At 69.8% G+C, this 26,115-nt stretch carries 28 protein-coding genes; 14 read left to right on the top strand and 14 right to left on the bottom strand.

From position 1 onward, the window contains the following. Window position 1 precedes the first annotated feature (1 nt). Together FHR82_RS01305 and FHR82_RS01310 are read right to left on the bottom strand one after the other, a co-directional pair. Window positions 2-940 (bottom strand): acyl-CoA dehydrogenase family protein, encoded by a 939-nt coding sequence (locus FHR82_RS01305; RefSeq protein ID WP_184808361.1) that lies wholly within the window; start codon window positions 938-940, stop codon window positions 2-4. A 2-nt stretch (window positions 941-942) separates the two neighbouring features. Next, window positions 943-2,997, bottom strand: coding sequence for an acyl-CoA dehydrogenase family protein (locus FHR82_RS01310; RefSeq protein ID WP_184809233.1), 2,055 nt, complete (start codon window positions 2,995-2,997; stop codon window positions 943-945). A 203-nt stretch (window positions 2,998-3,200) separates the two neighbouring features. Here FHR82_RS01310 and kstR point away from each other — a divergent pair, with 203 nt between their 5' ends. Both kstR and FHR82_RS01320 read left to right on the top strand, forming a co-directional pair. Beyond that, on the top strand, window positions 3,201-3,839 hold the full coding sequence (gene kstR, locus FHR82_RS01315) for a cholesterol catabolism transcriptional regulator KstR (protein ID WP_184808362.1): 639 nt from the start codon (window positions 3,201-3,203) through the stop codon (window positions 3,837-3,839). Between the two features lie 46 nt (window positions 3,840-3,885). After that, complete coding sequence (locus tag FHR82_RS01320) at window positions 3,886-4,491, top strand: class I SAM-dependent DNA methyltransferase (RefSeq protein WP_184808363.1); 606 nt, start codon at window positions 3,886-3,888, stop codon at window positions 4,489-4,491. Between the two features lie 13 nt (window positions 4,492-4,504). Here FHR82_RS01320 and shbA read toward each other — a convergent pair whose 3' ends face one another. Further along, window positions 4,505-5,104: an RNA polymerase sigma factor ShbA gene (gene shbA, locus FHR82_RS01325; protein ID WP_184809234.1), complete on the bottom strand. Its 600-nt coding sequence runs from the start codon at window positions 5,102-5,104 to the stop codon at window positions 4,505-4,507. A gap of 322 nt (window positions 5,105-5,426) precedes the next feature. On the opposite strand from shbA, the gene FHR82_RS01330 reads away from it, so the two are divergent. After that, window positions 5,427-6,113 (top strand): GAF and ANTAR domain-containing protein, encoded by a 687-nt coding sequence (locus FHR82_RS01330; protein ID WP_184808364.1) that lies wholly within the window; start codon window positions 5,427-5,429, stop codon window positions 6,111-6,113. Here FHR82_RS01330 and FHR82_RS01335 read toward each other — a convergent pair. Genes FHR82_RS01335 through FHR82_RS01350 form a run of 4 tightly spaced genes read right to left on the bottom strand, consistent with a single transcriptional unit; the run spans window position 6,103 to window position 8,785 of the window. After that, window positions 6,103-6,768 (bottom strand): GntR family transcriptional regulator, encoded by a 666-nt coding sequence (locus FHR82_RS01335; RefSeq protein WP_184808365.1) that lies wholly within the window; start codon window positions 6,766-6,768, stop codon window positions 6,103-6,105. The genes FHR82_RS01330 and FHR82_RS01335 overlap by 11 nt on opposite strands. 2 nt (window positions 6,769-6,770) lie before the next feature. Then, window positions 6,771-7,496: a maleate cis-trans isomerase family protein gene (locus tag FHR82_RS01340; RefSeq protein ID WP_184808366.1), complete on the bottom strand. Its 726-nt coding sequence runs from the start codon at window positions 7,494-7,496 to the stop codon at window positions 6,771-6,773. 16 nt (window positions 7,497-7,512) lie between these two features. Then, on the bottom strand, window positions 7,513-8,280 hold the full coding sequence (locus FHR82_RS01345) for a maleate cis-trans isomerase family protein (protein WP_184808367.1): 768 nt from the start codon (window positions 8,278-8,280) through the stop codon (window positions 7,513-7,515). A gap of 10 nt (window positions 8,281-8,290) precedes the next feature. Next, window positions 8,291-8,785, bottom strand: coding sequence for a DUF3830 family protein (locus tag FHR82_RS01350; RefSeq protein WP_221463248.1), 495 nt, complete (start codon window positions 8,783-8,785; stop codon window positions 8,291-8,293). A gap of 112 nt (window positions 8,786-8,897) precedes the next feature. Between FHR82_RS01350 and FHR82_RS01355 the strand changes: the two genes are divergently transcribed. The 6 genes from FHR82_RS01355 to FHR82_RS01380 all read left to right on the top strand — a co-directional run bounded on the left by FHR82_RS01355 (window position 8,898) and on the right by FHR82_RS01380 (window position 15,029). Then, the gene (locus FHR82_RS01355) at window positions 8,898-9,893 is read left to right on the top strand and encodes a D-2-hydroxyacid dehydrogenase (protein ID WP_184808368.1); all 996 of its coding nucleotides are present in this window, start codon (window positions 8,898-8,900) and stop codon (window positions 9,891-9,893) included. Beyond that, window positions 9,890-11,287, top strand: a complete 1,398-nt coding sequence (locus FHR82_RS01360) for an amidase (protein ID WP_184808369.1) — start codon at window positions 9,890-9,892, stop codon at window positions 11,285-11,287. The genes FHR82_RS01355 and FHR82_RS01360 overlap by 4 nt, the downstream gene beginning before the upstream one ends. Window positions 11,288-11,427: 140 nt before the next feature. Next, the gene (locus FHR82_RS01365) at window positions 11,428-12,693 is read left to right on the top strand and encodes an acyl-CoA dehydrogenase family protein (protein WP_376706389.1); all 1,266 of its coding nucleotides are present in this window, start codon (window positions 11,428-11,430) and stop codon (window positions 12,691-12,693) included. Further along, window positions 12,690-13,880, top strand: a complete 1,191-nt coding sequence (locus FHR82_RS01370) for an acyl-CoA dehydrogenase family protein (RefSeq protein ID WP_184808370.1) — start codon at window positions 12,690-12,692, stop codon at window positions 13,878-13,880. Before FHR82_RS01365 ends, FHR82_RS01370 begins: the two co-directional genes overlap by 4 nt. 33 nt (window positions 13,881-13,913) lie before the next feature. Further along, window positions 13,914-14,609 (top strand): hypothetical protein, encoded by a 696-nt coding sequence (locus FHR82_RS01375; RefSeq protein ID WP_184808371.1) that lies wholly within the window; start codon window positions 13,914-13,916, stop codon window positions 14,607-14,609. 9 nt (window positions 14,610-14,618) lie between these two features. Then, window positions 14,619-15,029, top strand: coding sequence for an Imm10 family immunity protein (locus FHR82_RS01380; protein WP_184808372.1), 411 nt, complete (start codon window positions 14,619-14,621; stop codon window positions 15,027-15,029). 120 nt (window positions 15,030-15,149) lie between these two features. On the opposite strand, the gene FHR82_RS01385 is transcribed toward FHR82_RS01380, so the two are convergent. The 6 genes from FHR82_RS01385 to kstD are packed head-to-tail and all read right to left on the bottom strand — an operon-like array spanning window position 15,150 to window position 20,619. Then, complete coding sequence (locus FHR82_RS01385; RefSeq protein WP_184808373.1) at window positions 15,150-15,623, bottom strand: hypothetical protein; 474 nt, start codon at window positions 15,621-15,623, stop codon at window positions 15,150-15,152. Then, a complete protein-coding gene (gene chsH3, locus FHR82_RS01390) occupies window positions 15,620-16,480 on the bottom strand; it encodes an enoyl-CoA hydratase ChsH3 (RefSeq protein WP_184808374.1) in 861 nt (286 codons plus the stop codon). Before chsH3 ends, FHR82_RS01385 begins: the two co-directional genes overlap by 4 nt. 7 nt (window positions 16,481-16,487) lie before the next feature. Further along, entirely contained in the window at window positions 16,488-17,498 is a 1,011-nt protein-coding gene (locus FHR82_RS01395; RefSeq protein ID WP_376706377.1) for a 2Fe-2S iron-sulfur cluster-binding protein, read from the bottom strand. A gap of 54 nt (window positions 17,499-17,552) precedes the next feature. Then, the gene (locus tag FHR82_RS01400; protein ID WP_184808376.1) at window positions 17,553-17,870 is read right to left on the bottom strand and encodes a hypothetical protein; all 318 of its coding nucleotides are present in this window, start codon (window positions 17,868-17,870) and stop codon (window positions 17,553-17,555) included. Continuing rightward, complete coding sequence (locus FHR82_RS01405) at window positions 17,867-18,991, bottom strand: 3-ketosteroid-9-alpha-monooxygenase, oxygenase component (protein WP_184808377.1); 1,125 nt, start codon at window positions 18,989-18,991, stop codon at window positions 17,867-17,869. Before FHR82_RS01405 ends, FHR82_RS01400 begins: the two co-directional genes overlap by 4 nt. Continuing rightward, the gene (gene kstD, locus FHR82_RS01410; protein WP_184808378.1) at window positions 18,988-20,619 is read right to left on the bottom strand and encodes a 3-oxosteroid 1-dehydrogenase; all 1,632 of its coding nucleotides are present in this window, start codon (window positions 20,617-20,619) and stop codon (window positions 18,988-18,990) included. Before kstD ends, FHR82_RS01405 begins: the two co-directional genes overlap by 4 nt. A gap of 25 nt (window positions 20,620-20,644) precedes the next feature. Between kstD and FHR82_RS01415 the strand changes: the two genes are divergently transcribed. Continuing rightward, window positions 20,645-22,186: an FAD-binding protein gene (locus FHR82_RS01415; protein WP_184808379.1), complete on the top strand. Its 1,542-nt coding sequence runs from the start codon at window positions 20,645-20,647 to the stop codon at window positions 22,184-22,186. Here the strand turns inward: FHR82_RS01415 and FHR82_RS01420 are convergent. Beyond that, entirely contained in the window at window positions 22,183-22,491 is a 309-nt protein-coding gene (locus FHR82_RS01420; RefSeq protein WP_184808380.1) for a hypothetical protein, read from the bottom strand. The two genes, FHR82_RS01415 and FHR82_RS01420, sit on opposite strands and share 4 nt — an antisense overlap. Window positions 22,492-22,643: 152 nt before the next feature. Here FHR82_RS01420 and hsaA point away from each other — a divergent pair, with 152 nt between their 5' ends. Genes hsaA through hsaB form a run of 4 tightly spaced genes read left to right on the top strand, consistent with a single transcriptional unit; the run spans window position 22,644 to window position 26,108 of the window. Further along, complete coding sequence (gene hsaA / locus FHR82_RS01425) at window positions 22,644-23,807, top strand: 3-hydroxy-9,10-secoandrosta-1,3,5(10)-triene-9,17-dione monooxygenase oxygenase subunit (protein WP_184808381.1); 1,164 nt, start codon at window positions 22,644-22,646, stop codon at window positions 23,805-23,807. Then, window positions 23,804-24,631 carry a 4,5:9,10-diseco-3-hydroxy-5,9,17-trioxoandrosta-1(10),2-diene-4-oate hydrolase gene (gene hsaD / locus FHR82_RS01430; protein ID WP_184808382.1) on the top strand — a complete coding sequence of 276 codons (828 nt, stop codon included), beginning with the start codon at window positions 23,804-23,806 and terminating at the stop codon, window positions 24,629-24,631. Before hsaA ends, hsaD begins: the two co-directional genes overlap by 4 nt. Next, the gene (gene hsaC, locus FHR82_RS01435; RefSeq protein ID WP_184808383.1) at window positions 24,631-25,530 is read left to right on the top strand and encodes an iron-dependent extradiol dioxygenase HsaC; all 900 of its coding nucleotides are present in this window, start codon (window positions 24,631-24,633) and stop codon (window positions 25,528-25,530) included. The genes hsaD and hsaC overlap by 1 nt, the downstream gene beginning before the upstream one ends. 2 nt (window positions 25,531-25,532) lie before the next feature. Beyond that, window positions 25,533-26,108: a 3-hydroxy-9,10-secoandrosta-1,3,5(10)-triene-9,17-dione monooxygenase reductase subunit gene (gene hsaB / locus FHR82_RS01440; RefSeq protein WP_376706378.1), complete on the top strand. Its 576-nt coding sequence runs from the start codon at window positions 25,533-25,535 to the stop codon at window positions 26,106-26,108. Window positions 26,109-26,115 lie beyond the last annotated feature (7 nt).

A 26,115-nucleotide genomic window follows, 5' to 3' on the forward strand; every position in this document is an offset into this window, starting at 1 on the left:
GTCAGACCGCCGCCAGCCGGTGCTCGACGCCGCCGAGCAGGCGGACGAGATCCTTGGTCGCGGAGTAGTAGCGGTGCATGGAGTAGCTGTCGTCGACACCCAGGCCGCCGTGGAGGTGGTGGCAGGTGTGGAGTGCGGGCATGGCCTCGGCGGCCAGCCAGTAGGCGGCGATGGCGAGGTCCTCGTCGGGGTCGCGGTTCTCGGCGAGCCGCCAGATCGCCGACCACGCCGCGAGGTGCAGCGTGCGTGAGGCGATGTACACGTCGGCGATCTGCTGTGCGACGGCCTGGAACGTGGCGAGCGGCTTGCCGAACTGCTCGCGTGTGCGGACGTGCTCGGCGGTCAGCGACAGGGCGCCCGCCAGGAGCCCGTCGCCGTACGCGCAGGCCCCGGCGAGCGCGAACCGCCGCAGTTCAACGGTGTCGCACAGCCGGTCACCCCGGGCCCCGTCGAGGACCACGGTGTGCTCCGGCGCACCTGACGCCGAGTAGGTCTTGGTCAGGGCGACGTCGGAGGGCGCCACGAGGAACACCGTGTCGCCCGCCGGCACGAGGATCCGGTGCGCCCGCGCGGCGTCCGGCACGCCGACCGCGGTGCCGGTCAACCGGTCGCCGTCGGCGGTCACGTCACCGCGCAGCGCCGCGGTCAGGAACCGCTCCCCGGCCGCGACCGGCGGCAGCAGCGTGTGGTGGCTGGACGCGCCACAGTAGACGATCGGCAGCACGCCGAGTGCGAGCGTGCTCAGCGCCGGCAACGGTGCCGCGGCTCGCCCCACCTCGGTCAACACCAGTGAGGTTTCGAGCACGCCGAGGCCTTCGCCGGACAGCAGGCCAGCCTGCCCCAGCGCCTTCCACGCCGACTCCGGGTCGGGTTCACGGGCCAGCACGTCACGGGCCAGGTCCGCGACGGCCCGCTGGGTGTCGTCCAACGCGAAGTCCATCATCACTCCCTTGGCAGGCCGAGGATCCGTTCGCCGATGAGCGTGCGCAGCACCTGCGTGGTGCCGCCCGCGATGGACAGGCACCGGGTGAGCAGGAACTCGTGCAGCGCGGGCCCGGTGACCTCGTCGACGGCCGCGCCCGCCGGGCCGAGCAGGTCGAGGGCGGCCTCGGCGACGTCCTGCCGGTGCCGCACGCCGACGAGCTTGCACACGCTCGACTCCGGTCCCGGCCCGCGCCCGTCCAGCTGCCGCAGCGTCGCCCGCAGGTCCACAAGGGACACCGAAAGCCCTTGCGCCACCAGGGCGCCGATCCGCTCCCGGGCGCCGCCGCCCAGGCCGCCGCCCGAGTCGCTACCCGAGTCGCCGCTTGAGCCTCCGGCCGAGCCGCTGCCGAGACCGCCGTCCGGGCCGTTGCCGAAGCGGTTGTCCAGGTCGTTTGCCAGTGCGAGTAGCCGTTCCACGCCTTCGCCGAGGGCGGAGCCCGCACCGAGCGCCACCCGCTCGTTGGCGAGGGTCGTGCGGGCCAGCCGCCAGCCACCGTTCACCTCGCCCACCTGGCAGTCGTCAGGTACGAACACGTCGTCGAGGAACACCTCGTTGAACCGGGCCTCGCCGGTGATCTCCCGCAGCGGCCGCAGGGTGATGCCCGCCGAACGCATGTCAACCAGGAAGTAGGTGATGCCCTCGTGCTTCGGCGCGTCCGGGTCGGTGCGGGCCAGGCAGATGGCCCAGTCGGCCTCGACCGCCTGCGACGTCCACACCTTCTGCCCGTTCAGCACCCAGCCGCCGTCGGCGCGGGTGGCCTTGGTGCGGAGTGCTGCGAGATCGGATCCGGCGTCTGGCTCGGAGAACAGCTGACACCACGTCAGCTCACCGCGCAGGGTCGGTCCGGCGAAGCGTTTCTGCTGCTCCTCGGTGCCGTGCGCCAGGATCGTCGGCACGGCCCACGCGCCGATCACCAGGTCGGGACGGCGGATCCCGGCCCTGGCCAGCTCGTCGTCGATCACGACCTGCGCACGCGGTGAGGCGGTGAGCCCGTACGGGCGCGGCCAGTGCGGGGTGAGATAACCGCTGTCAGCCAGCCGGACGCGTTGCTCCGCGGTGGACAGTCCGGCGACCGGCCTCGCGAACTCCCGGACCGCGGCGCGGGTCTCCTCGTCGTCCGCGTCCACGGCGAGGCTGCGCCGGACCCCGGCCAGCGCGCGGCTGGCCACCTCCCGCCGCCAGCGCGCCGTGCCACCGAGCAGCTGCCGGTTCGCGAGCGCCCGCCGCAGGTACAGGTGCGCGTCGTGCTCCCACGTGAACCCGATGCCGCCGAGGACCTGGACGCAGTCCTTCGCGTTCTGGACCGCGGCGTCGACCGCGAGCGCCGCCGCCGAGGGCGCGGCCAGCTCACCGCCACGGGCCGCGTCCCACGCGAGCGCGGCGGCCTGCTCGGTGCGGCACAGCATCTCCGCGCACAGGTGCTTGATCGCCTGGAAGGACCCGATCGGCCTGCCGAACTGCGACCGGATCTTCGCGTAGGCCGCCGCGGTGTCGAGGCACCAGCGCGCGATGCCCGCGGCCTCGGCCGCGAACAGGGTCGCGGCGAGGTCGAGGACCCGGGTAGTGCCGAGGTCGGTCGCGGTGACCGGGACGTCGTCGAACCGCACGCGGCAGAGCGGCCGGGAGAAGTCGACGGGGGTCAGCGGCGTGACGGCACCCGTCCCGGTGAACCACGTGTCCCCGTCGCGGAACAGCACCGGCCCGTCGGCGAACATGACCGGCGTCAGGTTGCCGGTCGCACGCCCGTCGGTGACCGTCACATCGCCTGCCCCCAAGGCGATTCCCATCGGGGCGCCGAGTAGAACGGTCGTCAGGACAGAAGGCAGTACCGGGCCCGGCACCAGTCGATGAGCCGCCTCCTCGACCGCGGCAGCCTGGTCCGCGAGCGTCCCGCCGTCGGCCGTGATCGACAGCAGTCCCAGGTCGGTCACGGCGGGCCAGTGGCGCCGCCAGGCGTCCGGTGAGGCTTCCATGGCGCGCACCGTGGCGAGCGTGCCCGCGCGTTCGGCCATGTCCCGCACCGCGCGCTGGAGGTCCTCGGTCACCGACACGCTGCCGAGTATAGAACATGTTCTAGTTTTACGGCTGTGGACGGACGTAACATGTCCGGTACGTGGGTTCTGTAAGCTGATCGATGCAGGCAGGAACGCGTTTCGACTATGTCGGATGTTCGCTCCGCAAGCTCCGCAAGCTCCGCGAAATAGGGGAATGTTCGATGGCAAGACCGCGCACTTCCGGCGCCAACGCGCTGAACGTGCTCACCGACGACGAGCTCGGGTCAGCCGCCCAGCGCGACCGTCGCAAGAGGATTCTGGACGCGACGATCGCACTGGCGTCGAAGGGGGGCTTCGAGGCGGTGCAGATGCGTGCCGTCGCGGAGAAGGCCGACGTCGCGCTCGGCACGCTCTACCGGTACTTCCCGTCGAAGATCCACCTGCTGGTGTCCGGTCTCGCGCGGGAGCTGGAACGCGGCCAGGAGCGCGGCGGCGGGGCGATCCCCGGCGACACCGCGTACGACCGGCTGCTGTTCGTGCTGGGCCGCATCACCCGCGCCATGCAGCGCGATCCGAACCTCACCGAGGCGATGACCAGGGCGTTCATGTTCGCCGACGCGTCAGCGGCCGCCGAGGTCGACACCGTCGCGAAGCTGATCGAGCGCACCTTCACCCGCGCGCTGCACGACGACGACCCGGCGGGCGAGCCCACCGACGAGGACCGCGCGATCGCGCGGGTCATCGGTGACGTGTGGCTGTCGAACCTGGTCGCCTGGGTGACCCGCCGGTCGTCCGCTTCGGACGTCGGGGAGCGGCTCGAGCTGACCGTGCGGTTGCTGTTGACGCACAAGGCGGAGTAACCGGACGGCGGTGGACTGGCCCACCCGAGAACGGCATATTGGAGGGATGGTCAACCCCCCGCCGTTCGACCGGATCGGGAAGCGTTACGACGAGTCTTTCGTCGAACGAGATGCGCAAGTTGCAGAAGGCAATTGGCTGATCGGTCAGCTCGAACCACCCGCGCGTGTACTCGACCTCGGGTGCGGCAGCGGCCTGCCGACCTGCAAGCAGTTGGTCGACGCGGGCATCGACGTGGTCGGGGTCGACGAGTCGGCTGGCATGCTCGCGCTGGCGGAGGAACAGGCGCCCGGCGGTCAGTACCTGCACCGGGACCTGCGTGACATCGCGGATCTCGGCGAGTTCGACGCGGCTGTCGCCTTCTTCTCGCTGATCATGCTGCCGAAGGAGGACGTGCCGCCGCTGCTGGCCCAGCTGCGCAATCAGCTGCGCGGACCGAAGCTGCTGCAGATCGCGATGGTGCTCGGTGACTTCGACCAGTTCCCGATCGTCTTCATGGGCGAACCGATCGCGGTGACGGCCTACCCGCCCGACGACCTGACTCACGTCGTCGAGCGGGCCGGCTTCGAGTGCCTGGAGCTGAGTGAGGTCAAGGCGGAGGCCGAGCGGAACCGTCTGGAAGTACAGCTTTTCTTGCGCGCGAAGGGGAACTAGCGTCCTCGGGGTGCTAGACCCACTCGGCGGGCGTCAACGCGCCGCGGAGCTTGGCGAGGGCACGGTGCTGGGTCACGCGGACCGCGGTCGGGGTCAGGCCCACCGCGGTCGCGGTCTCCTGTGCCGACAGGCCCACGATCAGCCGCAGCACCAGGATCTCCCGCTGCCGGGGAGCGAGCGTGGCGAGGAGCCGCTCGAGGCGCTCACGCAGGTCCGCCGCCATGATCTGCTGCTCCGGGCTCGCGCCCAGGTCGATGCCGTCCGGCACGTCGGCCGCGGGGTCGGACCGGTCCCGGCCCGCTCGCCGGTAGTGGTCGGCGACCTTGTGGGCCGCGATGCCGTAGACGAAGGGGAGGAACGACTCGGGCTCGTCGCCGTAACGCGAGATGGCCCCCAGGACGGCCATGCAGATCTCCTGGGCCACGTCGTCGGCTGACGAGTAGGCCGATCCGCTGCGCCCGATGCGTGACCGACAGTAGCGAACGATCGCCGGCCTGATCCAGGTGAAGAGCGTCGCGACGGCTTCCTGGTCCCCCTGCATCGACGACGTCACGAGCTCATGGAACGCGGCGCTCTTGAGGCGAGCGAATATCTCAGTAGCATCCGATGACATAACCTGCGCACTCACGAGGCCTCCACGCACTTCTGCTCCCGCACGTGAGTGATACTCGTAAATTTCAATGGTCAACCAACAGAGTCGAATGGCCCTGTTCGCTGCCCGTACGTGCACGTGCAGGCCTGACTCTCCGTACCCGCCCTCGGACCGTGCGACGGCGGCTACAGAACGTGACGGCGAGGCATTAAATGATCTTGAAATTGCCGCCGAATCGAATTCGGTGGCACGTTGCCGCCAGGTGGACGAGATTCCTGTCAAATGCTGACAGGGTGTTGCATACCTGCCCCCGCGACTGATCACGCGGCCGTAGTCTTACCCCGTGACCAGCACGCCAGCCGAAGAACTGGCAGAAACGTTAGTCGAGCTCGCCGCCGCGATGGCGGAAGAGTGCGACCTCGACGGCTTTCTGCGGCTGCTGGTGAATCGGAGTGTGCACGTGCTCGACGTGCCCGCCGCGGGGGTGTTCATTGTCGATCATGGCGTGATCGCGTCGCACGAGTCATTGCTGCCGGTGCTGGGGTACGACGAGAGCCCGTTGCTGGACTGCTGCCGCGACGGCAGGGCGGTCGCGGTACCCCAGTTCACCGCAGGGTCCCGCTGGCAGGCGTTCACCGACGGCGCCCGGCGTGCGGGGTTCGCCTCGGTGCACGTGCTCCCGCTGCGCAGGCACGCGGAGACGGTCGGCGCGCTGGCGCTGTTCCGGGACACCGAGGGGACGGCGGACGCCCGCATCGCGCAGGCGGTCGCCGACATCGCGGCGTTGTGCATCCTGCAGGCCAGGGCGCTGCGGCGGTCCGAGGAGCTCGCGGGACAGCTGCAGCACGCGCTGGACAGCCGGGTGGTGATCGAGCAGGCCAAAGGCGTGCTCGCCGAACGGCTGGGGCTCGAGATGTCGGCCGCGTTCACCGCGCTGCGCAACTACGCGCGCAGCCACAACGCCAGGGTCGCCGAGCTCGCGTCATCCATAGTGGACGGCAAGTTCGACACGAACCTGCTCAGGAGCTAGGCGGTACCAGCCGGTCGATCGACTCGAGCATGTGCGACTCGATCAGGCTGATCAGCTGCTGCTCGTCACCGTCGGAGATCGCGTCGACCAGCGCGCGGTGCTCGGCCACCAGCTCGTCCGGTTCCGGGTAGTGCTCCTGCAGCGCGGCAAGGCACATCCGCGTCTCCACGAGCAGCGTCTGCGCCATCCGTTCCAGCCGCGTGTTGCCAGAGCAGCTGACCAGCGTCTGGTGGAACGCCTGGTCCGCGTCGCTCATCGCGTTGCGATCCCGGCTCTGTCCAGCGGCGACCAGGTTGTCCAGCGCCTCGGCCAGGCGCACGACGGCCTCGCCGCGGTTGCCCGACATGATCAGCTGGCACGACGTGCGTTCGATGGCCAGTCGCGCGAGGTAGACGTCCCGCACGTCCGACGCCGACAGATCGATCACGAACAGGCCCCGGTGCCGTTCGCCACGCAGCAATCCCTCCTGGACGAGTCGTTGCATCGCCTCTCGCAGTGGACCACGGCTCACTGCGAACCGCGCGGCGAGCTCGGCCTCGCCCAGCTGGGTACCCGGCGCGAAGACGCCGTACATGATCGCCGAACGCAGCTGCGCCGCGATCAGTTCCGCCGTCGACTGCCGTGCCACCGGCTCCAGCTCGCCCAGTTCACTCACGTTCACTCCCTGGCAAACAACGCCCCCAGCCCGGCCCTCGGCGCCGTCTCGCCGACCAGCCGCAGCCCTTCCCACACGCTGACCTGGTTCGCGGTCAGCACCGGCTTGCCCAGCCGCTCCTCCAGGTCCGTCAACCACGCGACGGTGTGCAGTGCCGTGTCCGGCACCAGGACCGCCTCGGCGTCGGCGTGGTCGTTGGACGCGACGAAGTCCAGCACCTCGTCCCGTCCCAGCGTGCCCACTTCGGCGGCGGTCACGATGCCCCGGCACGACAACGACACCACTTCGATACCGGCCGTGCCCAGGAACGCCGCGAACCGGTCCGCCACGTCCCTCGGATAGGTCGCCGCGACCGCCACGCGCCGCAGGCCGAGGTGCCGCACCGCGTTGACGAACGCGAAAGAGGTGCTCGACGCGGGTGCCGCCGCGGCCGACCGCACGCCTTCGACCTGCGCCGCCGCGCCGTCCCAGCCGAAGACGAAACTGCCGGAGGTGCACGCCCACACCGCCGCGTCCACGCCCTGGGCCTTCAGCGCCGCCGCCCCGTCGCCGAGGACGTCGTCGCCGCCGATGTCCAGCAGCGCGTCCACCCGGTGCGCGTCCTCCCGCATCAGCGTGTGCACCACCGGCAGCGAGATCGCCCGGCCGGACGCGGCGAGCAGCCGTTCCATGGCCGGATACTCGTCCTCCGCGCTGTAGCCGGGGTACAGGAAACCGATGACTGACATCAGCGAAACCCTATCGTCAGGCCGCGTGCGGCTGGGTGACCTGCGCGAGCCACTGACCGGTCGCCATCATCGGCGAACCGATCGCGTGGAGCGCCGACCACATGGTCACCTGGTTCGCCGTCAGCACCGGCTTGCCCAGCCAGCGCTCCAGCGGCCCGATGATGTCGTAGGTCGGCACGTTCGTGCAGGAGATGAACAGTCCGTCCGCTTCGGGGACGTCGACCGCGGTGACCGCCTGCACGATCTCCGCGTAGCCGACCTTCCAGATGTGGTCGAGCAGGCCGAGACCGACGCTCGACACCGCCTCGACCCCGTGCTCGGCGAGGAACGTCAGCAGCCGTTCGGTGACGCTGTCGATGTACGGGGTCACCACCGCGATCCGGTGCAGCCCCAGGATCCGCAGCGCCTCCACCAGCCCGCCGGACGTGGTGGTCGCCGCGGGCGCGCCCGCGGACATCATGCTGGCGTGCAGCACGCGCTCGCCGTCCGCGCCGCCGACGAAGCTGCCCGACGCGCACGCGTACGTCACCACCAGGGGTTCCGGCGCGAGCACGTCCTTGGTGGCGCGGCGGACCCGGTCGGAGTCGGACAGCTCGCTGGCCATCTCGACCGTCACCGGCACCGGCACGAACGGCAGGCGGGTCATGTACAGGGAGATGTCGTCCGGCGCCCAGCGCCAGAGCTCGCGGTCCAGTGCGAAGTCGAACGGCGCGACCACGCCGACGCCTCGCTGGGTGACGAGCTCGGGGCCGATGATCTCCAGTGCGCCTCTGTCAGGAAGCATGACGGCCCCGCTAGCCGTCGTGCCGTTGGTACACCAGCCGCTCACCGACGCTGCCCGACCGCCAGACGTCGTTGCACGCCTCCGCCATCACGTCGAGGCCCTCGACGATCGTGGCATAGACATTCCCTGGCACCCAGCCGACGTCGCCGTTCAGCAGGATGTTGTTCCGGCCGTAGAAGATCGCGAGGTCGATGACCCCGGACAGCTTCTCCAGCCCCTTCTCCTCCTTGAAGGCACGGTCGAGCATGCCCCCGTGGAAGTCGAAGAACACCACGTCGCCGGGGATGGGGGTGACGGTGGGGTTCTCGAGACCGATCGGCTCGTCGATGAACCGCTCCACCATCGTGTAGATCTCGTTCCGCGCGTACTTCGCGTGGTGTACCGGACCGGCGTGCGGCAGCGTCTCCCACACCGCGTCGCAGGTCCTGGGCGCGTCCTTGTCCAGGAGCTGGGCCACGCACGACACGCCACGGCGTTCGAGCGTGATCGTCATGAAACGTGCCATGGGCACCCCAATGCAGCACCGAGTAGGAGTGGGTTTGGTGTTTTCTCCGCGGGCTGCGACGGCCGCGCCGATTGTTGACAATCATACGAGCGGTACTTAGCGTGTCAATCCCATGCCAGCTCGTAAATCCGCGACGGTTGTCGTGCTCCACGCCCAGTCGGGTGACACCGCCCGTCCGACCGGGATGGCCGAGGTCGAAGCGGTCGCCGATGTCCGGTATGTAACGGAAAACGGCCTCGTCGAAGCGCTTCCCGGGGCGGACGTCCTCCTCGTGTGGAACTTCCGCGCGAGCACGTTGCCGGGTGCGTGGCCGGTTGCGGACATGTTGCGCTGGGTGCACGCCGCCAGCGCCGGCGTCAACCATGTGCTGACCCCCGAAGTGGTGGCGAGCGACGTCGTCGTCACCAACTCGCGTGGCGTGTTCGACGAACCCATGGCCGAGTACGTGCTGGCCATGACCCTCGCGCTCGCCAAGGACCTGCCGACGACGCTGAACCGGCAGCGGGAACGCCGCTGGCACCACCGCGAGACCGAGCGCATCGGCGGTAAGAAGGCGCTCGTCGCCGGTACCGGCCCGATCGGCCGTGCCATCGGCCGCAAGCTCGCCGCCGCGGGCATGACCGTCACCGGGCTCGGCCGCACCGCCCGGACCACGGACCCTGACCTGGGTGAAGTGCTACCCACTTCGTCACTTTCCGAGGCTCTTCCCGACATGGACTGGGTGGTGCTCGCCGCGCCGTTGACCGACGAGACCCGCGGCATGATCGACGCGAAGGCGCTCGCCGCGATGAAGCCGACCGCGCGGCTGGTCAACGTGGGCCGCGGCCCGCTGGTCGTGCAGGAGGACCTGGTGGCGGCCCTGGGCGCGGGCGCGCTCGCGGGTGCCGCGCTGGACGTGTTCGTCGACGAGCCGCTGCCCGGGTCGTCGCCGCTGTGGGAGATGCCGAACGTGATCGTGTCGCCGCACATGTCGGGGGACGTGGTGGGATGGCGGTCGGAACTGGTAGCACTGTTCCACGACAACCTCACGAGGTATCTGGACGGCGAGCCCTTGCGCAACGTGGTCGACAAAGCGCGGGGGTACGTCCGTGAGAAGGGATCTCCATGACCGCTGGGATGACCGCGACCGAGCTTCTCGCCGAGTACCGAGCCGGTCGGCTGTCCCCGGTGGAGGCGACCACCGACGCCCTCGAGCGCATCGAACAACGCGATGGCGACGTGAACGCGTTCTGCCTGGTGGACAAGGAGAAGGCGCTCGCGGAGGCCGCCGAGTCCGAGGCCCGCTGGCAGGCGGGTGAGCCGCGCGGCCTGCTCGACGGCGTGCCCGTGTCGGTCAAGGACATCCTGCTCACGCGCGGGTGGCCGACACTGCGCGGTTCCCATTCGATCGAGAAGGACCAGCTGTGGGACGTCGACGCGCCCGCGGTCGCCCGGCTGCGCGACCACCACGCGGTGATCATCGGCAAGACCACCACGCCCGAGCTGGGCTGGAAGGGCGTCACCGACAGCCCGCTCACCGGCGTCACCCGCAACCCGTGGGACACCACGAAGACCGCGGGCGGTTCGAGCGGCGGCGCGGCGGCGGCGGTCGCGACCGGCATGGGCACGGTCTCGCTCGGCACTGACGGTGGCGGCTCGATCCGGATCCCCGCGTCGTTCAGCGGCGTGTTCGGCATCAAGCCGACGTACGGTCTCGTGCCGATCTACCCGGCGAGCCCGTTCGGCACGCTCGCGCACGTCGGCCCGCTGTCCTGGAGCGTCGCCGACGCCGCGCTCGCGCTCGACGTGATCACGGGGCCGGACATCCGCGACTGGTCGGCGGGGCCGCGCCCGGAGCGGCCGTTCGCCTCGGCCGCCGAGTCGGGTGCGCTCTCCGGGGTCGCGGGCATGCGGATCGGGTACAGCCCGCGGCTCGGGTACGTGCCCGTGGACCGCGAGGTCGCGGCTCTGGTGGAGGCCGCGGTGAAGGTGTTCGCGGACCTCGGTGCCGTGGTGTCGGTGAGCGATCCCGGGTTCGCCGACCCGGTGGACGCGTTCCACGTGCTGTGGTTCTCTGGTGCCGCCGCGTCGACCGCCGCGCTCACCGACGCCCAGCGCGAGCGGCTGGACCCGGGCCTGCGTGAGGTGTGCGAGCAGGGCGCCAGGTACACGGCCATGGACTACCTGGAGGCGACCGCGACCCGTGCGGCCGTCGGCCGGACCATGGGTGAGTTCCACGAGCACTTCGACCTGCTGGTCACGCCGACCATGCCGATCCCCGCGTTCGAGGCGGGGGTCGAGGTGCCGCCGGGGTCGGACGCGACGCGGTGGACCGGGTGGACGCGGTTCACCTACCCGTTCAACATGACCCAGCAGCCGGCCGCGACCGTGCCGTGCGGGTTCACCGCCGCCGGGTTGCCGGTCGGGTTGCAGGTGGTCGGGCCGCGGCACGCGGACGCCAGGGTGCTGGCCGCCTGCGCTGCTTTCGAACAGGCCAAGCCGTGGCGGTCCCGGTTGCCGTGACCGGCTTCACCTGCGGGAGGCGGTGGCCTACTCTAGAGTAGGTACCGTTATTTAACTCCTGAGTAGGTAGGGGTGGTTCGGTGTCGGCCAGCGAGGGTCTTGGCGCCAAGCCGCACAGGCGTAGTGCCCTGGGCGCCGTGATGTCCGTGCTCAACCGCGTGGCCGGGGCGCCGGTCGTCGAGCGGCTGCGGCTCAAGAAGTCGGTCGACCGGGCGCTCTACGAGGCGACGAAGACCGGGTTCCGCACCGCGGGTGCCGCGACCCGCTCCTTCACGGCCGCCCGCAGGCTGGGCGCGCCCGCGCGGCCGCCCGCGGTGGCGGACAGCGGCGTGTTCGACCTGACGCCCACCGACGAGCAGCAGATGATCGTCGAGACGGTCGGCGAGTTCGCGGCCGAGCGCCTGCGCCCCGCCGCCGCGTCCGCCGACGACAAGTGCGCGCCGCCGGAGGAGCTGTTGTCGACGGCCGCGGAATTGGGCGTGACGCTGCTCGGGGTGCCGGAGGAGCTGGGTGGCGTGGCCACCGAACGGTCCACCGTGACGAACGTGCTGGTGGCCGAGGCCCTGGCCACCGGCGACATGGGGCTCGCGCTGGCGTGCCTGGCACCGGCCGCGGTGTCGAACGCGCTGGTGCAGTGGGGCAACGAGGAGCAGCAGGCGACGTACCTGCCCGCCTTCACAGGTGACAACGTGCCGGCCGCCGCGCTGGCGATCCAGGAGCCGGTGGCGCTGTTCGACCCGTTCTCCTTGCGCACCAAGGCCTATCGCACCGCGGGTGGCTTCCGCCTGACAGGTGTCAAGTCCCTGGTGCCGCGCGCGGCGGCCGCTGAGCTGTTCGTCGTGGCGGCCGATGTGGACGGTCGTGGGCCGGCGCTGTTCGTGGTGGAGTCGTCGTCGGTGGCGATCGAGTCCGAACCCGCGATGGGGTTGCGTGGCGCGGGAACCGGCCGGGTCGTGCTGGACCAGGTGAACGTGCCGGCCTCGGCCCTGCTGGACGCGGACTACGCGGAGTGCGTGCGGCTGGCGCGGCTCGGGTGGTGCGCGCTGGCGGTCGGCACCGGTCAGGCGGTGCTGGACTACGTGATCCCGTACGTGAACGAGCGGGTGGCGTTCGGTGAGCCGGTGTCGCACCGGCAGGGCGTGGCGTTCAAGGTGGCCGACATCGGCACCGAACTCGACGGGATGAGGTTGGTGACCTACCGGGCCGCCGCCCGCGCCGCGGCGGGACTGCCCAACGCCCGTGAGGTAGCACTGGCCAGGAAACTGTGCACCGACAAGGGCATGCAGATCGGCAGCGACGGTGTGCAGCTGCTCGGTGGGCACGGTTTCGTGAAGGAGCACCCGGTGGAGCGGTGGTACCGCGACCTGCGGGCCGTCGGCGTGATGGAAGGCGCGGTGCTGGTGTGATCAACCTCGAGGTTCCCCGCAAGCTGACCACGCTGGTCGACCAGGCCCGCCAGGCGGCGATGGCGTTCCTGCGCCCCAACTCGCGGAAGTACGACCAGGCGGAACACACCTACCCCAAGGAACTCGACACGCTGGCGTCCCTTTTGGACGGTCTGAGCGCGTCGGGCGGCGGCGCGGGTGCGGGTGGCGTACGCCGGTCAGGTTCCGGCAAGTCGACGGCGAACCTGTCCCTGGTACTGGGCACGATGGAGATGTGCTGGGGCGACGCGGGCCTGCTGCTGTCCATGCCTCGGCAAGGTCTTGGCAACGCGGCGATCGCGTCGGTGGCGTCGGAGGAGCAGCTGGCGCGGTACAAGGGCAAGTGGGCCGCGATGGCCATCACCGAACCTGACACCGGTTCGGACTCGGGCGCCATCAGGACCACAGCCGTCCGCGACGGCGACCACTATGTGCTCAACGGCGAGAAGATCTTCGTGACCTCGGGCGAACGCGCCGACTGCGTGGTCGTGTGGGCGACGCTCGACCGGTCGCTGGGCAAGGCCGCGATCAAGTCGTTCGTGGTCGACCGCGACACGCCGGGCTTCGAGTTGGTGCGGCTGGAACACAAGCTCGGCATCCGCGCGTCGGACACCGCGCACTTCCGCCTCGACAACTGCCGCGTACCGGCGTCGAACCTGCTGGGCACGCCGGAGATCAAGCCGGACCAGGGCTTCGCGGGCGTCATGCAGACGTTCGACAACACCAGGCCATTGGTGGCGGCGATGGCGGTGGGCATCACCCGCGCCGCGCTGGAGGAAACCCGCCGCCTGCTGACTTCCGCCGGCGTGGAGATCGACTACGACAAACCGGCGAACAACCAGCACGCGGCAGCGGCGGCGTTCCTGGACATGGAAGCCGACTACGAGTCGATGTACCTGCTGACACTGCAGGCCGCGTGGATGGCGGACAACCGCAAACCCAACTCCCTGCAGGCCTCGTACGCGAAGGCGAAGGCGGGCCGGTCGGCCACGGCGATCACGCTGAGGTGCGTGGAACTGTGCGGCTCGCTCGGCTACACGGAGCACGAGTTGCTGGAGAAGTGGTCCCGCGACGCCAAAATCATGGACATCTTCGAGGGCACCCAACAGATCCAGCAGCTCATCATCGCCCGCCGCCTGTTGGGGAAGACGAGCGCGCAGCTCAAATGAACGGTCGCCGCGGTGCGGTGCCATGATGGGCCGATGCTGACGATCCCCGGTTATGAAGGCGGCTCGCTGGTCGACGGGTCGAGTTTCCTCGGCGAGCCCTTGTTCTGGCCCAACCATCTTGGTTCCAGTCTGAGGGGTGCCGAGTCGCAGGCCATCGCTTTCGGGCCGGACTGGGACGCCGCCAAGGAGGTCTACCGGCGTGTCTCGGACGGGGAGTGCTGGCCGGTGTTCTCCGTGCGGCTTCTCTCGGGGCACGTGGTCCACGTCGTCTACCGGAACCTTGCGGACGACATCGGCGTCGACTACCTGGTCCACCACCCCGAATGGGGGGACGCCGTGTCGCTCGCTGTCGATGACGGCCACTTCATGGGGCCAGGGCTGTCCTGGCGGGAGCTGGTCGCCGTCGCCGGGCAGCCGGTTTCCGATGGCGTCGTCAACCCCGATGCGCGGCTTCTGCTGCTCTTCCCCATGCTCGGTGACACGGACGTGCCGGAGGACGCCGCGGCCCGCCTCGCCTCGGCGTTGTCGACACTGACCGTCGTCGAGGAACCTGCCGAGCTCGCTGTCCTGCTTCTGCGGCACCAAGGGCAGTGGGAGCCGGCGAACTGGAGCCAGGACGACGGTGTCTGGGTTTGCGACAGCTCGCACAGTTACCGCAACCCGCTGAACGGCTTCGCCCTGCCCGCACCACGCATGGCGGAGATCAGCGACGCACTGAACTCGCGGTAGGTGTCTCGCATGACATACCGGTTCATCGCCGACGTCGCCTGCGGATTCGACAACGCGGACGAGGACGACTGCGTGATGGCGGGCGTCGCCGAGTCCGACGGCGGCGGTTTCTCGCTGACCTTCATGTGCGACTTCGACGAGCCCGATGCCCAGGAGGTGTCCCTCGGCTTCGACACGCACTGTCTGGTCACCCCTGATCAGGGCACGGCCTACGGCTGCGTGCGCGAGGTCACGATCGCGGGCGACGTGCTGCGGGTGGTGCTCGACCCTGCCTCCCTTGCCGCCCTCAATCTGGAGGATCCGGTGGTCGAGGCGGTGTTGCGTGCGCCGGCGGCCGATGTTGCCCGGTTCCGGGAGGTGCTGTCGCGCGTCCTTGCCTTCGGCCGGTCCGAGGCGCGGCCCGCCGTCGCCGGCCTGTAGCGGTACCGGCAGCGGCCCGCGGGAATCGTGGTGCGTGGAGTGTCCGGTCCCCTCAAGCTGGCAGAAGGACGGCAACCCTCCGCGCCTGGTTCAGCCTTCATGCTCACCCTGCCCGAAGGCTCACCCGTCATCGATCCCTCGTTCGGCGGAACCGGCGGCTGAGCTGTGGAGGCCGTGCTTCTCCGGTAGGCGGTTCACCACCGCCGCCAGGTGGGCCGGGTAGTCGGTCAGGCTGGTACCTGACAGGGTGTCCACGAAGGCCTTGTCGTACTTGGCCAGCAGGATGCACAGGTCGTACACGAGCATGCCCTCGTACCCGAACAGTTCCTGCAGCACCCGGACCACCGACAGCATCGTCGGCAGTTGGGTCGGGCGGAACTTGCCGCCGGAGGTGAGGAGGGAGATCGAGTGGTTGTACGACTCGAAGTCCAGCGCGCCGTCGTTTTCCTCCTCGTACCGTTCCAGAGTCAGTCGGGTGCCCAGGAAGAGCCTGTCCTCCAGGGGCGGGCCGCAGCCCAGCGGCGCGCTCACCTTCTCGGTCAGTTCGGGTAGCGGTAGGTCCGACCAGAAGTAGTACTCGACGCTGACGCTCATCGGACCGTGAGCATCGTTTCGTCCAGTACTACCGCGTCGTTGCGGTTGATGGACGTTGTCGTGGCCTGGTAGCCCTTGTCCGTCTCCCACATGCGGACTCGCAGGGTCTCGCCGGGGAAGACCACCCCCGAGAAGCGTGCCGAGAACGAGCCGACGGCTGTCACGTCGCCCTTCAGCATCTCGTCCACCATGGCCTTGCAGACCATGCCGTACGTGCACAGGCCGTGCAGGATCGGGCGGTCGAAGCCCGCCTTCTCCGCGAACGACGGGTCCGCGTGCAGGGGGTTGCGGTCGCCGCACAGGCGGTACAGGAGCGCCTGCTGGGGCAGCGTCGGCAGCTCCACCACCATGTCCGGGGCGCCGACCGGCGGTGGGAGGCGTAGCGCGGGACCGCGTGAGCCGCCGAAACCGCCCTCGCCGCGGGCGAAGATGCCGGTTGTCGTTGTCCACAGTGGAGCGCCGGCCAGGTCGACGACCTCGGCCTCCTGGACGATCACCGCCGCCTTGCCCTTGTCCCACACGTCCGCGATGCGTGCGCGGGACGTGGCTCGCCCGGCTACGGGCAGGCGGGCGTGGACGGTGATCGACTGGGTGCCGTGCAGGACCTTCGACAGGTCGATGTCGATGCCGGGGAAGGACACCGCGGGCGGCTCGAACATCCGGAAGTTGGGGGCGACGACCCCGAACGTGGGGAGGACCTGGAGTCTGTCCTCGAGGACGTACTTCAGCTCGGACGCCTCCGTCGGGTGTCCGCCCGCGCCCACCGCCAGGTGGTACAGCAGCACGTCCGTGCTGGTCCACGCGAACTCGGTCTTCCCGAGGTCCGCGCCGACGGCGACGTCCGGGTCGATGGGCATCCGCACCTCATTCGTAGCTGATCTCGACCTCGTCCGTCACCGGCAGGGACTGGCACGCCAGCCGGATGCCGTCCGCGAGGTCCTCCTCCTCGAGAACGTCATTGTTCAGCATTTTGACCTCGCCCGACACCAGCCGGCACGCACACGCACTGCACGCACCCTCCCGGCACGAGTACGGCGCGTCCAGCCCGCGGTCCAGCAGCAGGTCCAGCAGCTTCGTGTCAGCAGGCCAGTCGAACTGGTGTTCGGTGCCGTCCAGTGTGACCTTCACCGCCGCGGTGCGGGCGGAGCCGGTGGTCACGGGCGCCGCTTTCTCGAAGGGGTTCGCGCCAAGTGACTTGAACCGTTCGAGGTGCACGCGCGTGCGTGGTACGTCCAGAGTGGACAGTGCGGACCTGACGGCTGTCATGTACGGGGCCGGGCCGCAGATGAACACCTCGTGCCCCGAGTACGGGCGGGCCAGTTCGGTCAGCGCGGCGGCCGTGGGCAGGCCCTGCACCGACTCCAGCCAGTGGTGCACCACCAGGCGGGACGGGTGCTCGGCCGCCAGCGCCGCCAGCGCACGGGCGAAGATCACCGACCGGTCGTCGCGGTTGGCGTACACGAGCACGACCCGGCCGCTACCTGACGCCAGTGCGGACTTCACGATCGACATCACCGGGGTGATGCCGCTGCCCGCCGCGAACAGCAACAGGTCCTCGTCCAGTGACGACGGGGTGAAGATCCCGGCGGGTGCCAGCGACTCCAGCTCGTCGCCCGCGGTGACCGAGTCGCAGATCCAGTTCGAGCCGTAACCGTCGGCGGTGCGCTTGACCGTGACCCGCAGTGCGTCGTCGGTGTGCGGGGAGCTGGACAGCGAGTAGCACCTGGCCACCGAGCCGCAGCGGTCGCTCGGGATCCGCAGCGTCAGGAACTGACCGGGACGGTAATCGAAGCCGGGCGAGTCGAAGACAACCGAACAGGCGTCAGGTGTCTCCTGGACGACCTCGCGGACCCGCAGCAGGTAGGACTCGGTCACGACGGCCCCTCGCTGGCTCCGGCCCGTCTCGGCCTCCATGGTTCGTTCGCGAGCTCACTCATCCGGCACCGCCACCACGCCTGCCGCGACGGCTTTCTCGATCGCCTCCCGCAGCGTGGGGCACGTGTCGATCCGTGCCGACAGCTCGCCCGCTGACACCCGTGAGGCGAACTCGGGACACGAGTCGGCAGGCGAGGACTGCCACTGGATGCTCATCTGCATCCGGCTCGCCTTGCGCACCAGGACCTCTGTCGTGCACGCCGCGCACCTGACGGGTGTCAGGCCCGAGTTCAGGAACTCGTGCTCGTCCGCGAGCGTGCCGATCGGGTCGGTGTGCGGAGGTGCCTTCGCCCACGACGAGGAGGAGGTCATCCCGCGGCCTCCTGACGTGCGAGGTTCTCCGCGACCTCCTGCTCCCAGACCTCGTTCGCGCGGGTCGTGTCCACCTCGAACTCGAAACGCCGTGTCATCTCCTCGGTCACGTCCGCGGCGTCGACGTAGAACTGCTCGTACCACCGCCGCAGCTGGTAGACCGGGCCGTCCTCCTCGCACAGCAGCGGGTTGTCGATGCGGGTCTTGTTCCGCCAGATCTCGACGTCCTGCAGGAACCCGACACCGAAGCTCTTCGCGAGCTTCGCGGCCACCTTGTCCGCCTTGTCCGCGGGCAGGCCGGGCAGCTTCTTCACGCTCACGCCCCACTGCAGGACGAACGAGTCGGCGCTGACCGGGTAGTGGCAGTTGATCAGCACGGTCTCGATGGTCGTGCCGTGGTAGTCCTGCCACAGGTCGTTGATCATGTAGGACGGCCCGAAGTACGACGCCTCCGACTTGAGCGTCACGTCGTCGGCCGAGTACGACCCGGCCGAGACGTCCGGCCTGCCGCGCGAGTTCAGGTACTGCGTGGCGACGTGGCCCTCGAACACGTTCTTGAAGTACGTCGGGAACGCGAAGTGGATGTAGAAGAAGTGGGCCATGTCGACCATGTTGTCGATGATCTCGCGGCAGTTGGAGCCGTCGATCCGCACGGTGTCCCAGGTCCACTCGCTCCACTCCGGGCCGGACGCGCCGCGTGCCTCGGGGATCACCACGTCCTCGGGTGGCGGGTTGCCTTCCGGGTCGTGCCACACGAACAGCTGCTTGTTGCGTTCGAGCGTCAGCCACGACCGGGTCCGCGCGCGCAGCGGAATCCGCTTGGCGTAAGGGATCTGCACGCACTTGCCGTTACCTGACCAGCGCCAGTCGTGGAACGGGCATGCGATGGCCTCGCCCTTCACCGTGCCCTGCGTCAGGTCGCCGCCCATGTGCCTGCAGTACGCGTCGAGCACGTTCAGCGTGCCGTCCCCGGTCGCGAACACGACGAGCTTGGTGCCGAACGCCTCGATCGCGTGCGGTTTGCCGTCGCGGAACGGTTCCGCGAGCCCGAGGCAGTGCCAGCCGCGGGCGAACCGCTCGCGCGGGGCGCCGACATCGATCGTGCGAAAACCACTTGTCATTGCTTCGCTCCCATGTCGAGTGCCGCCAGGTACCCGAACACCATCGCCGGGCCGAGTGTCGCGCCCGGTCCCGCGTACGTGCGTCCCATCACCGGCGCGCTCGCGTTGCCCGCCGCGTACAGTCCCTCGATCACCGTGCCGTCCTCACGCAGTACCCGCGCCGAGGTGTCCGTACGCAACCCGCCCTTCGTGCCGAGGTCACCGGGCACGATCCGGATCGCGTAGAACGGGGCCCTGGTCAGGGGCGCGAGGTTCGGGTTCGGCCGGTTGCGCGGGTCGCCGTAGTACCGGTCGTACGCGCTGTCGCCGCGGTGGAAGTCGCTGTCCACACCGGACTCCGCGAACCCGTTGAACCGGGTCACGGTGTCCAGCAACGCGTCCGGCGGCACCTCGATCTCCTTCGCCAGGTCCGCGAGCGTCGGCGCGCGCCGCACGGTGCCCGCCTTGTACCAGCGGCCCGGAAAGGGCTGCCGCGGCCCGAGGCCGGCGAAGATGTACCGGTTGCGGTAGGTCTGGTCGGCGATCAGCCACGCCGGGACGCTGCCGGTCTCGTACATCGCGTGCACGGCGTCCACGTAGGGCGCCGCCTCGTTGGCGAACCGCTCGCCCCGCTCGTTGACGAGGATGCAGCCGGGCAGGCTCCGTTCGGCCAGGCAGAAGTACGGTCCGCGCGGCAGCATGATCGACGGGCCCCACCACGCGTCGTCCATCAGCGCGATCGCGGCGCCCAGCCGCATGCCCGCCTCGATGCCGTCGCCGGTGTTGTCCTCCGCACCTACCGTCCATTCGGTACCGATGGGTGCCTGCTGGTACTCCTTGCGCATCCGCTCGTTGCGCTCGAAACCGCCGGACGCGAGCAGCACGCCCCTCGTCGCGCGGATCGGGCCCGACTCGGTCTCGATGCCGACGACGCGGTCGTGCTCCACGATCAGCCCGGTCATCGGTGTCGACAGGCGCACCGGTACGTCGAGAGTGGACAGACCGGCCCGGAGGCCGGCCGTCAGTGCCTGTCCCATCGTGAGCAGTCGCCTGCCCATGGCGAGCGAGAGCATGCGGCGACCAGCGACGCGGGCCGTGCGGAGCATCCCACGCGGGTGCCGGGCGACGAGGTTCATCCACCGGTAGTCGGCCTGCGTGACCGCGATTCCCGTTGGTGCCTTGAGGTAGGGGGGTTCGAGGTGTGCCAGCTCGTCGCCGAGCACGGCCGCGTTGAGCGGCCGTGGTTCCAGCGACCTACCCGTCGTCAGGCCCCCGGGTGCCTCGGGGTAGTAGTCGGCGTAGCCGTTCACCCAGCGCATGCGCAGCGGGGTGTTGGCGAGGACGAACCGCAGCATCACCGGGCCGTGTGCCAGGAACGCGGCGCGCATGGCGTCCTCGACGACGTCGCCGGTGATGTGGGCGAGGTACGCGCGGGCCTGCTCCGGCGTGTCGGGCACGCCCTCGGCGAGGAGCACGTCGTTGTTCGGGATCCAGACCCCGCCGCCGGAGCGGGCGGTCGAACCGCCGAAACGCGGCGCCTTCTCGATGAGCACGGTGCGCAGGCCGTGGTGGGCCGCGGTCAGCGCGGCGGTCATGCCGGCCGCTCCACTGCCGACAACGACCACGTCGTACTCGTTCATGGGACTCATACTAGAACAGGTTATAGTTTTTGCCATGCCCTTGGAGTGGGACGAGCACGCGGACGTGGTCGTGGTGGGTTTCGGCGGGGCCGGCGCGTGCGCCGCGCTGGAGGCCGCGCGGGCGGGTGCGTCCGTGCTGGCCATCGACCGGTTCACCGGCGGCGGCGCGACGGCGGTGTCAGGCGGGATCGTCTACGCGGGCGGCGGCACGTCGGTCCAGAAGGCGGCCGGCGTGGTCGACACGGTCGACGACATGGCCGTCTACCTGCGACAAGAGGTCGGCGACGTGGTGTCCGACGCGACGCTGCGGGAGTTCTGCGCGTCGAGCGCGGACATGGTCGACTGGCTGACCGAGGCGGGCGTGCCGTTCGACTCGACCGTCTGCCCCTACAAGACGTCGTACCCGACGAACGACTACTACCTGTACTACTCGGGCAGCGAGAACGCGTGGCCGTACCGGTCGTCCGCCGCACCCGCGCCGCGCGGGCACCGGACCCACGGCCGGGGGACCTCCGGCCGGGTGTTCTTCGCGGCGCTGGCCTCGGCGGCCAGGGCGGCCGGGGTCCGCGTGCTGCCGCAGACGACGGCGACGTCGCTGGTGGTCGAGGACGGCCGGGTGGTGGGGGTCGAGTGCCGGACGCTGCGGTCGCGGTGGCACGCGGTGCTGCACCGCTACGCCACCAAGCCCGGCCTGTACATCCCCGGTTTCGCGCGGAAACTGCACCGGCGGATCTCGGCGCTGGAGGACCGTCGCGGGCGGGTGGTCCGGATCCGGGCGCGGCGCGGGGTGGTGCTGTCGGCGGGCGGGTTCGTGAACAACCGGGCGATGGTGCGTGCGCACGCGCCCGAGTTCCGCGGTGGGCTTCCGCTCGGTACGCAGGGTGACGACGGCAGTGGCATCCGCCTGGGTGAGTCGGTCGGCGGCGTCACCGATCGGATGTCGACGGTGTCGGCCTGGCGTTTCCTGACCCCGCCGTCGGCGTTGCTGCGCGGGGCACTCGTGGACGCGTCGGGCTCCCGGTTCGTCGACGAGTCGTCGTACGGGGCGGCCATCGGGTCGCGGCTGGTGCGGGAGCGCGGTGGCAAGGCGTGGCTGCTGGTGGACGAGACGATCCTGCGGGACGCCCGGCGCCAGATCCGGCGGGAAACCCTGTGGTTCCAACGACTTTCGGCGCACTACCTCCTGCGAGTCGCGCTGGTTCGCGGACCATCGGTGGAGGAGGTGGCGCGCAGGTCGGGCGTCGATCCGGCCGGCCTGGCGGCGACGGTGGCCGCGTACGGGCGCGGGGAGGACGCGTTCGGAAAGTTGCCTGAACTGGTGGCGCCACTCGCGGCGCCGTATGCGTTGATCGACTGTTCGTACGGACCCCGGCTGGGCTATCCGTGCCCGATGCTCACCCTGGGCGGGCTGGTGGTCGACGAGAAGACGGGGCAGGTGCTGGACGTGCCGGGCCTCTACGCCGCGGGCCGCACCGCGGTCGGGATCTGTTCGAACTCCTACGTGAGCGGCTTGTCCCTGGCGGACTGCGTGTTCTCAGGCCGCAGGGCGGGCCGGCACGCAGCGAAGATCGTCTAGTTCGTCGGTTCGTCCCTCCCGATGGCGATGTTCAGCAAGGCCGTCATCTGGGACATGCCGAGATTGATCTTGGTGAAGCCTTCCCGCATCTCGGCTCGAACGTTCGCGAACTCGGTTCGCATCTCGGTTCGCACATTCGCGAACTCCCGATCCATCTTCGCGCCCATCTCGAGCTGGTTCTCGCGCAGGGCTTCGAGGGTCTTGATGTGCGCGCGCAGTTCCGTGCGGATGGTGCCGACCAGGTCCCTGCGTACTTCGACCATCTCACGCTCCAGCTTGGTGACGCGGTCTTCGAGCTTGATCACACACAGTCCGTCCTGTGGAGAGATCAGGTGTTGCCGCGCCAGCTTGCACCAGCCATGACCGGGTCGCCAAACGGTTGTCCACAGGGGCGTCACAGTTGTCCACAGGCAGTGTCAGGATCGACAGAAACGAGAACGTGTTCTAGTCTGGGCGCGTGAGCGAACAGGTGCTTGACGCTGTGCGGGAGCTCCTTCCGGTGTTCCGGGAGCGGGCTCAGGACACCGAGGACGCGCGCCGGATCTCCGAGGAGTCGATCAAGGCGCTCCAGGAGGCCGCGTTCTTCAAACTGTTGCAGCCCAGCCGCTACGGCGGGCTCGAGGCGCACCCCAACGACTTCTACCGGGCCGTCCGGATGATCGCGTCCGCCTGCGGGTCCACCGGGTGGGTGGCGGCCGTGCTCGGGTGCCACCCCTGGCAGCTGGGGCTGTTCGACGACCGCGCTCAGCAGGAGGTCTGGGGCGAGGACGACGACACGCGCGTCTCCTCGAGCTACGCGCCCATGGGGCGGGCGAAACCCGTGGACGGCGGGTTCGAGTTCACCGGGCGCTGGAGCTTCTCGTCCGGGTGCGACCACGCCACCTGGGTCTTCCTCGGTGGCCTGGTCCTCGGCGAGGACGGGACCCCGACGGACTTCCGCACGTTCCTGCTCCCGCGCTCGGACTACCGCATCGACGACGTCTGGGACACCATCGGGCTGCGCGGCACCGGCAGCAACGACATCATCGTCGAGAAGGTGTTCGTGCCCGAGTACCGGACGCTGAGCTTCATGGAGACCGGGAAGTGCCGGGGGCCGGGGCAGGAGGTCAACACCGGGCCGCTCTACAAGCTGCCGTTCGCGTCCGTGTTCTCCTGCTCCATCGCGGTGCCCGTCGTCGGGATGGCCACCGGCGCCTACGACGCCTACGTCACCCACACCCGGGAGCGGGTCAGGGCCTCCACTGGTGGGCGGGCCGCCGACGACTCGTTCAACCAGCTCCGCATCGCCGAGGCGGCCAGCAAGATCGACACGGCGGTGCTGCAGATCGAGCGGAACCTCGACGAGGAGATGCGGTACGCGACCGCGGGCGAGAAGATCCCGTTCCCGCTGCGAGTGCAGACCCGGCGCGACCAGGTCAACGCCACGAGCGCCGCGATCGCGGCCGTGGACCGGCTCTTCGAGAGCGCGGGCGGCCGCGCGCTGAAGGTCGGCACGCCGATCCAGCGCTTCTGGCGCGACGCGCACGCCGGCCGCGTGCACGCCATCAACGACCCGGAGAAAGCCCTCGTCATGTACGGGCAGGAGCAGCTCGGGCTCAAGGTGCAGGACGCCTGGATATGACCCAGCCGACAGAGGACACGCGCGCGGGTCTGCACTACTACGAGGCGGGCGAGGGCGAGACCGTCGTCATGTTGCACGGCGGCGGGCCGGGCGCGTCCGGGTGGAGCAACTTCGGGCGCAACCTCCCCGTGTTCGCCGGGAGGTACCGGACGGTCGTCGTGGACCAGCCGGGTTTCGGGGCGTCCGACAAACCGGAGATCACGAGCCAGTACTTCACGTTCTCGGCCGACGCGTTGCTGAAGTTCTTCGACGAGGTGGGCATCGAGAAGGCGCACTTCGTCGGGAACTCGCTCGGCGGCGGCACAGCCGTCAGGTTCGCGTTGCGCTACCCCGACCGCGCGGGACGGCTCGTGCTCATGGCGCCCGGCGGGCTGGGACTGAACGTGTTCGCGCCCGACCCGACCGAGGGGGTCAAGAAGCTGTACCGGTTCGGGGCGCCGCCCGGGCCGTCGAAGGAGAAGCTCGCGGACTTCCTGCGGACGCTGGTGTACGACCCGAAGCTCGTCACCGACGAGCTGGTCGACGAGCGTTATGCCGTGGCGAGCGACCCGGAGTCGTTGCGGGCCATGGCATCCATGGGTGCGTCGTTCGCGGCGGATCCCGAGGAGGGCATGCTCTGGCGGGAGGCACACCGGCTGCGGCAGCGCGTCCTGCTGGTGTGGGGCCGCGAGGACCGGGTCAACCCGCTCGACGGCGCGCTCACGGCGCTGAAACTGATCCCCCGGGCACAGCTGCACGTGTTCGGCCGATGTGGACACTGGGCGCAGCTCGAGAAGTTCGCCGAGTTCAACCGCATCGCCATGGACTTCATCGGGAGCGAGTGATGGGCATCCGGTCCCTTGCCTACCTGCGCGTCGAGGCCACCGACATCGAGGCGTGGCGGGTGTTCGGGCTCAAGGTCCTCGGCATGGTCGAGGGCAAGGGCACCCGCGACGACGCGCTCTACCTGCGCATGGACGACTTCCCGGCTCGACTGGTCATCGTACCCGGCGATGCCGACCGGCTGTCAGCTTCTGGCTGGGAGGTCGCGAACGTCGGCGAGCTGGGCGAGGTCTGCGGCCGTCTCGAGGCCGCCGGGGTGCCGTACAAGGAAGGCACGCCGGAGGAGAAAAGGGACCGGCGGGTCGACCAGCTGATCACGTTCGAGGACCCGTCCGGCAACACCCTCGAGGTCTTCCACGGCGCGGCGCTGGAACACCGGCGGGTCGTCAGCCCGTACGGGCACCGGTTCGTCACCGGAGAACAGGGCCTCGGCCACGTCGTGCTGTCCACACGGGACGATGCGGAGGCGCTCGCCTTCTACCGTGACGTCCTGGGGTTCCGGCTCCGCGACTCGATGCGCCTGCCACCGCAGCTGGTGGGCCGCCCGGCTGACGGCGACCCGGCGTGGCTGCGGTTCTTCGGTTGCAACCCGCGCCACCACAGCCTCGCGTTCCTGCCGATGCCAACACCGTCGGGGATCGTGCACCTCATGGTCGAGGTCGAGAACACCGACGACGTCGGCCTGTGCCACGACCGCGCGCTGCGTCGCAAGGTGCCCATGTCGGCCACGCTCGGCAGGCATGTCAACGACCTGATGCTGTCGTTCTACATGAAGACGCCCGGTGGGTTCGACGTCGAGTTCGGCTGCGAGGGCCGCCAGGTCGACGACGAGGCGTGGATCGCGCGGGAGAGCACCGCGGTCTCGTTGTGGGGCCACGACTTCTCGATCGGCGCGCGGTAGCGGTGCGCACGCCGGCCGGGGGCCCTGGGGATCGCTCCCCGGGGATTGCCGCTGCGCGGTTCCGCAAGGCGCTGGGCAACTTCTGCACCGGCGTCACGGTCGTGACCGCCATGCGCGACGCGGAACCGGTCGGGTTCGCGTGCCAGTCGTTCGCGGCGCTGTCGCTCGATCCGCCGCTCGTCCTGTTCTGCCCTGGGCGAACCTCACGCACGTGGCCGCACATCGAGGCGTACGGCTACTTCTGCGTGAACGTGCTCGCCCATGCGCAACAGGACGTGTCCGCCACGTTCGGGAAGGCGGGCGCCGACAAGTTCTCGTGCGTGCCCTGGGCGCCGGCACCGTCCGGCGCGCCGATCCTCGCGGGTGTCCTGACCTGGCTCGACTGCGCGGTCGAGGACGTGCACGAGGCGGGCGACCACTTCGTCGTCATCGGCCGGGTCACCACGCTCGGTGACCAGCGGGACGAGCGCCCGCTGCTGTTCCACCGCGGCGCGTACACCGTCACCGAGCCCGCCGAGCCGACGCCGGGCATCCTCGACAACCTCATCACCTGGTCCCGCCACGACGACTGGATCTAACCTCGGC

Origin of the sequence: Actinophytocola algeriensis, assembly GCF_014203735.1 — a bacterium.
GTDB lineage: Bacteria > Actinomycetota > Actinomycetes > Mycobacteriales > Pseudonocardiaceae > Actinophytocola > Actinophytocola algeriensis.

Coding starts and splice junctions, on each gene's coding strand:
- FHR82_RS01305 (WP_184808361.1), bottom strand. CDS start 940: ATGGACTTCGCGTTGGACGACACCCAGCGGGCCGTCGCGGACCTGGCC.
- FHR82_RS01310 (WP_184809233.1), bottom strand. CDS start 2,997: ATGGCCGAACGCGCGGGCACGCTCGCCACGGTGCGCGCCATGGAAGCC.
- kstR (WP_184808362.1), top strand. CDS start 3,201: ATGGCAAGACCGCGCACTTCCGGCGCCAACGCGCTGAACGTGCTCACC.
- FHR82_RS01320 (WP_184808363.1), top strand. CDS start 3,886: ATGGTCAACCCCCCGCCGTTCGACCGGATCGGGAAGCGTTACGACGAG.
- shbA (WP_184809234.1), bottom strand. CDS start 5,104: ATGTCATCGGATGCTACTGAGATATTCGCTCGCCTCAAGAGCGCCGCG.
- FHR82_RS01340 (WP_184808366.1), bottom strand. CDS start 7,496: ATGTCAGTCATCGGTTTCCTGTACCCCGGCTACAGCGCGGAGGACGAG.
- FHR82_RS01345 (WP_184808367.1), bottom strand. CDS start 8,280: ATGCTTCCTGACAGAGGCGCACTGGAGATCATCGGCCCCGAGCTCGTC.
- FHR82_RS01350 (WP_221463248.1), bottom strand. CDS start 8,785: ATGGCACGTTTCATGACGATCACGCTCGAACGCCGTGGCGTGTCGTGC.
- FHR82_RS01355 (WP_184808368.1), top strand. CDS start 8,898: ATGCCAGCTCGTAAATCCGCGACGGTTGTCGTGCTCCACGCCCAGTCG.
- FHR82_RS01360 (WP_184808369.1), top strand. CDS start 9,890: ATGACCGCTGGGATGACCGCGACCGAGCTTCTCGCCGAGTACCGAGCC.
- FHR82_RS01365 (WP_376706389.1), top strand. CDS start 11,428: ATGTCCGTGCTCAACCGCGTGGCCGGGGCGCCGGTCGTCGAGCGGCTG.
- FHR82_RS01375 (WP_184808371.1), top strand. CDS start 13,914: ATGCTGACGATCCCCGGTTATGAAGGCGGCTCGCTGGTCGACGGGTCG.
- FHR82_RS01380 (WP_184808372.1), top strand. CDS start 14,619: ATGACATACCGGTTCATCGCCGACGTCGCCTGCGGATTCGACAACGCG.
- FHR82_RS01385 (WP_184808373.1), bottom strand. CDS start 15,623: ATGAGCGTCAGCGTCGAGTACTACTTCTGGTCGGACCTACCGCTACCC.
- chsH3 (WP_184808374.1), bottom strand. CDS start 16,480: ATGCCCATCGACCCGGACGTCGCCGTCGGCGCGGACCTCGGGAAGACC.
- FHR82_RS01400 (WP_184808376.1), bottom strand. CDS start 17,870: ATGACCTCCTCCTCGTCGTGGGCGAAGGCACCTCCGCACACCGACCCG.
- FHR82_RS01405 (WP_184808377.1), bottom strand. CDS start 18,991: ATGACAAGTGGTTTTCGCACGATCGATGTCGGCGCCCCGCGCGAGCGG.
- kstD (WP_184808378.1), bottom strand. CDS start 20,619: ATGAGTCCCATGAACGAGTACGACGTGGTCGTTGTCGGCAGTGGAGCG.
- FHR82_RS01415 (WP_184808379.1), top strand. CDS start 20,645: ATGCCCTTGGAGTGGGACGAGCACGCGGACGTGGTCGTGGTGGGTTTC.
- hsaD (WP_184808382.1), top strand. CDS start 23,804: ATGACCCAGCCGACAGAGGACACGCGCGCGGGTCTGCACTACTACGAG.
- hsaC (WP_184808383.1), top strand. CDS start 24,631: ATGGGCATCCGGTCCCTTGCCTACCTGCGCGTCGAGGCCACCGACATC.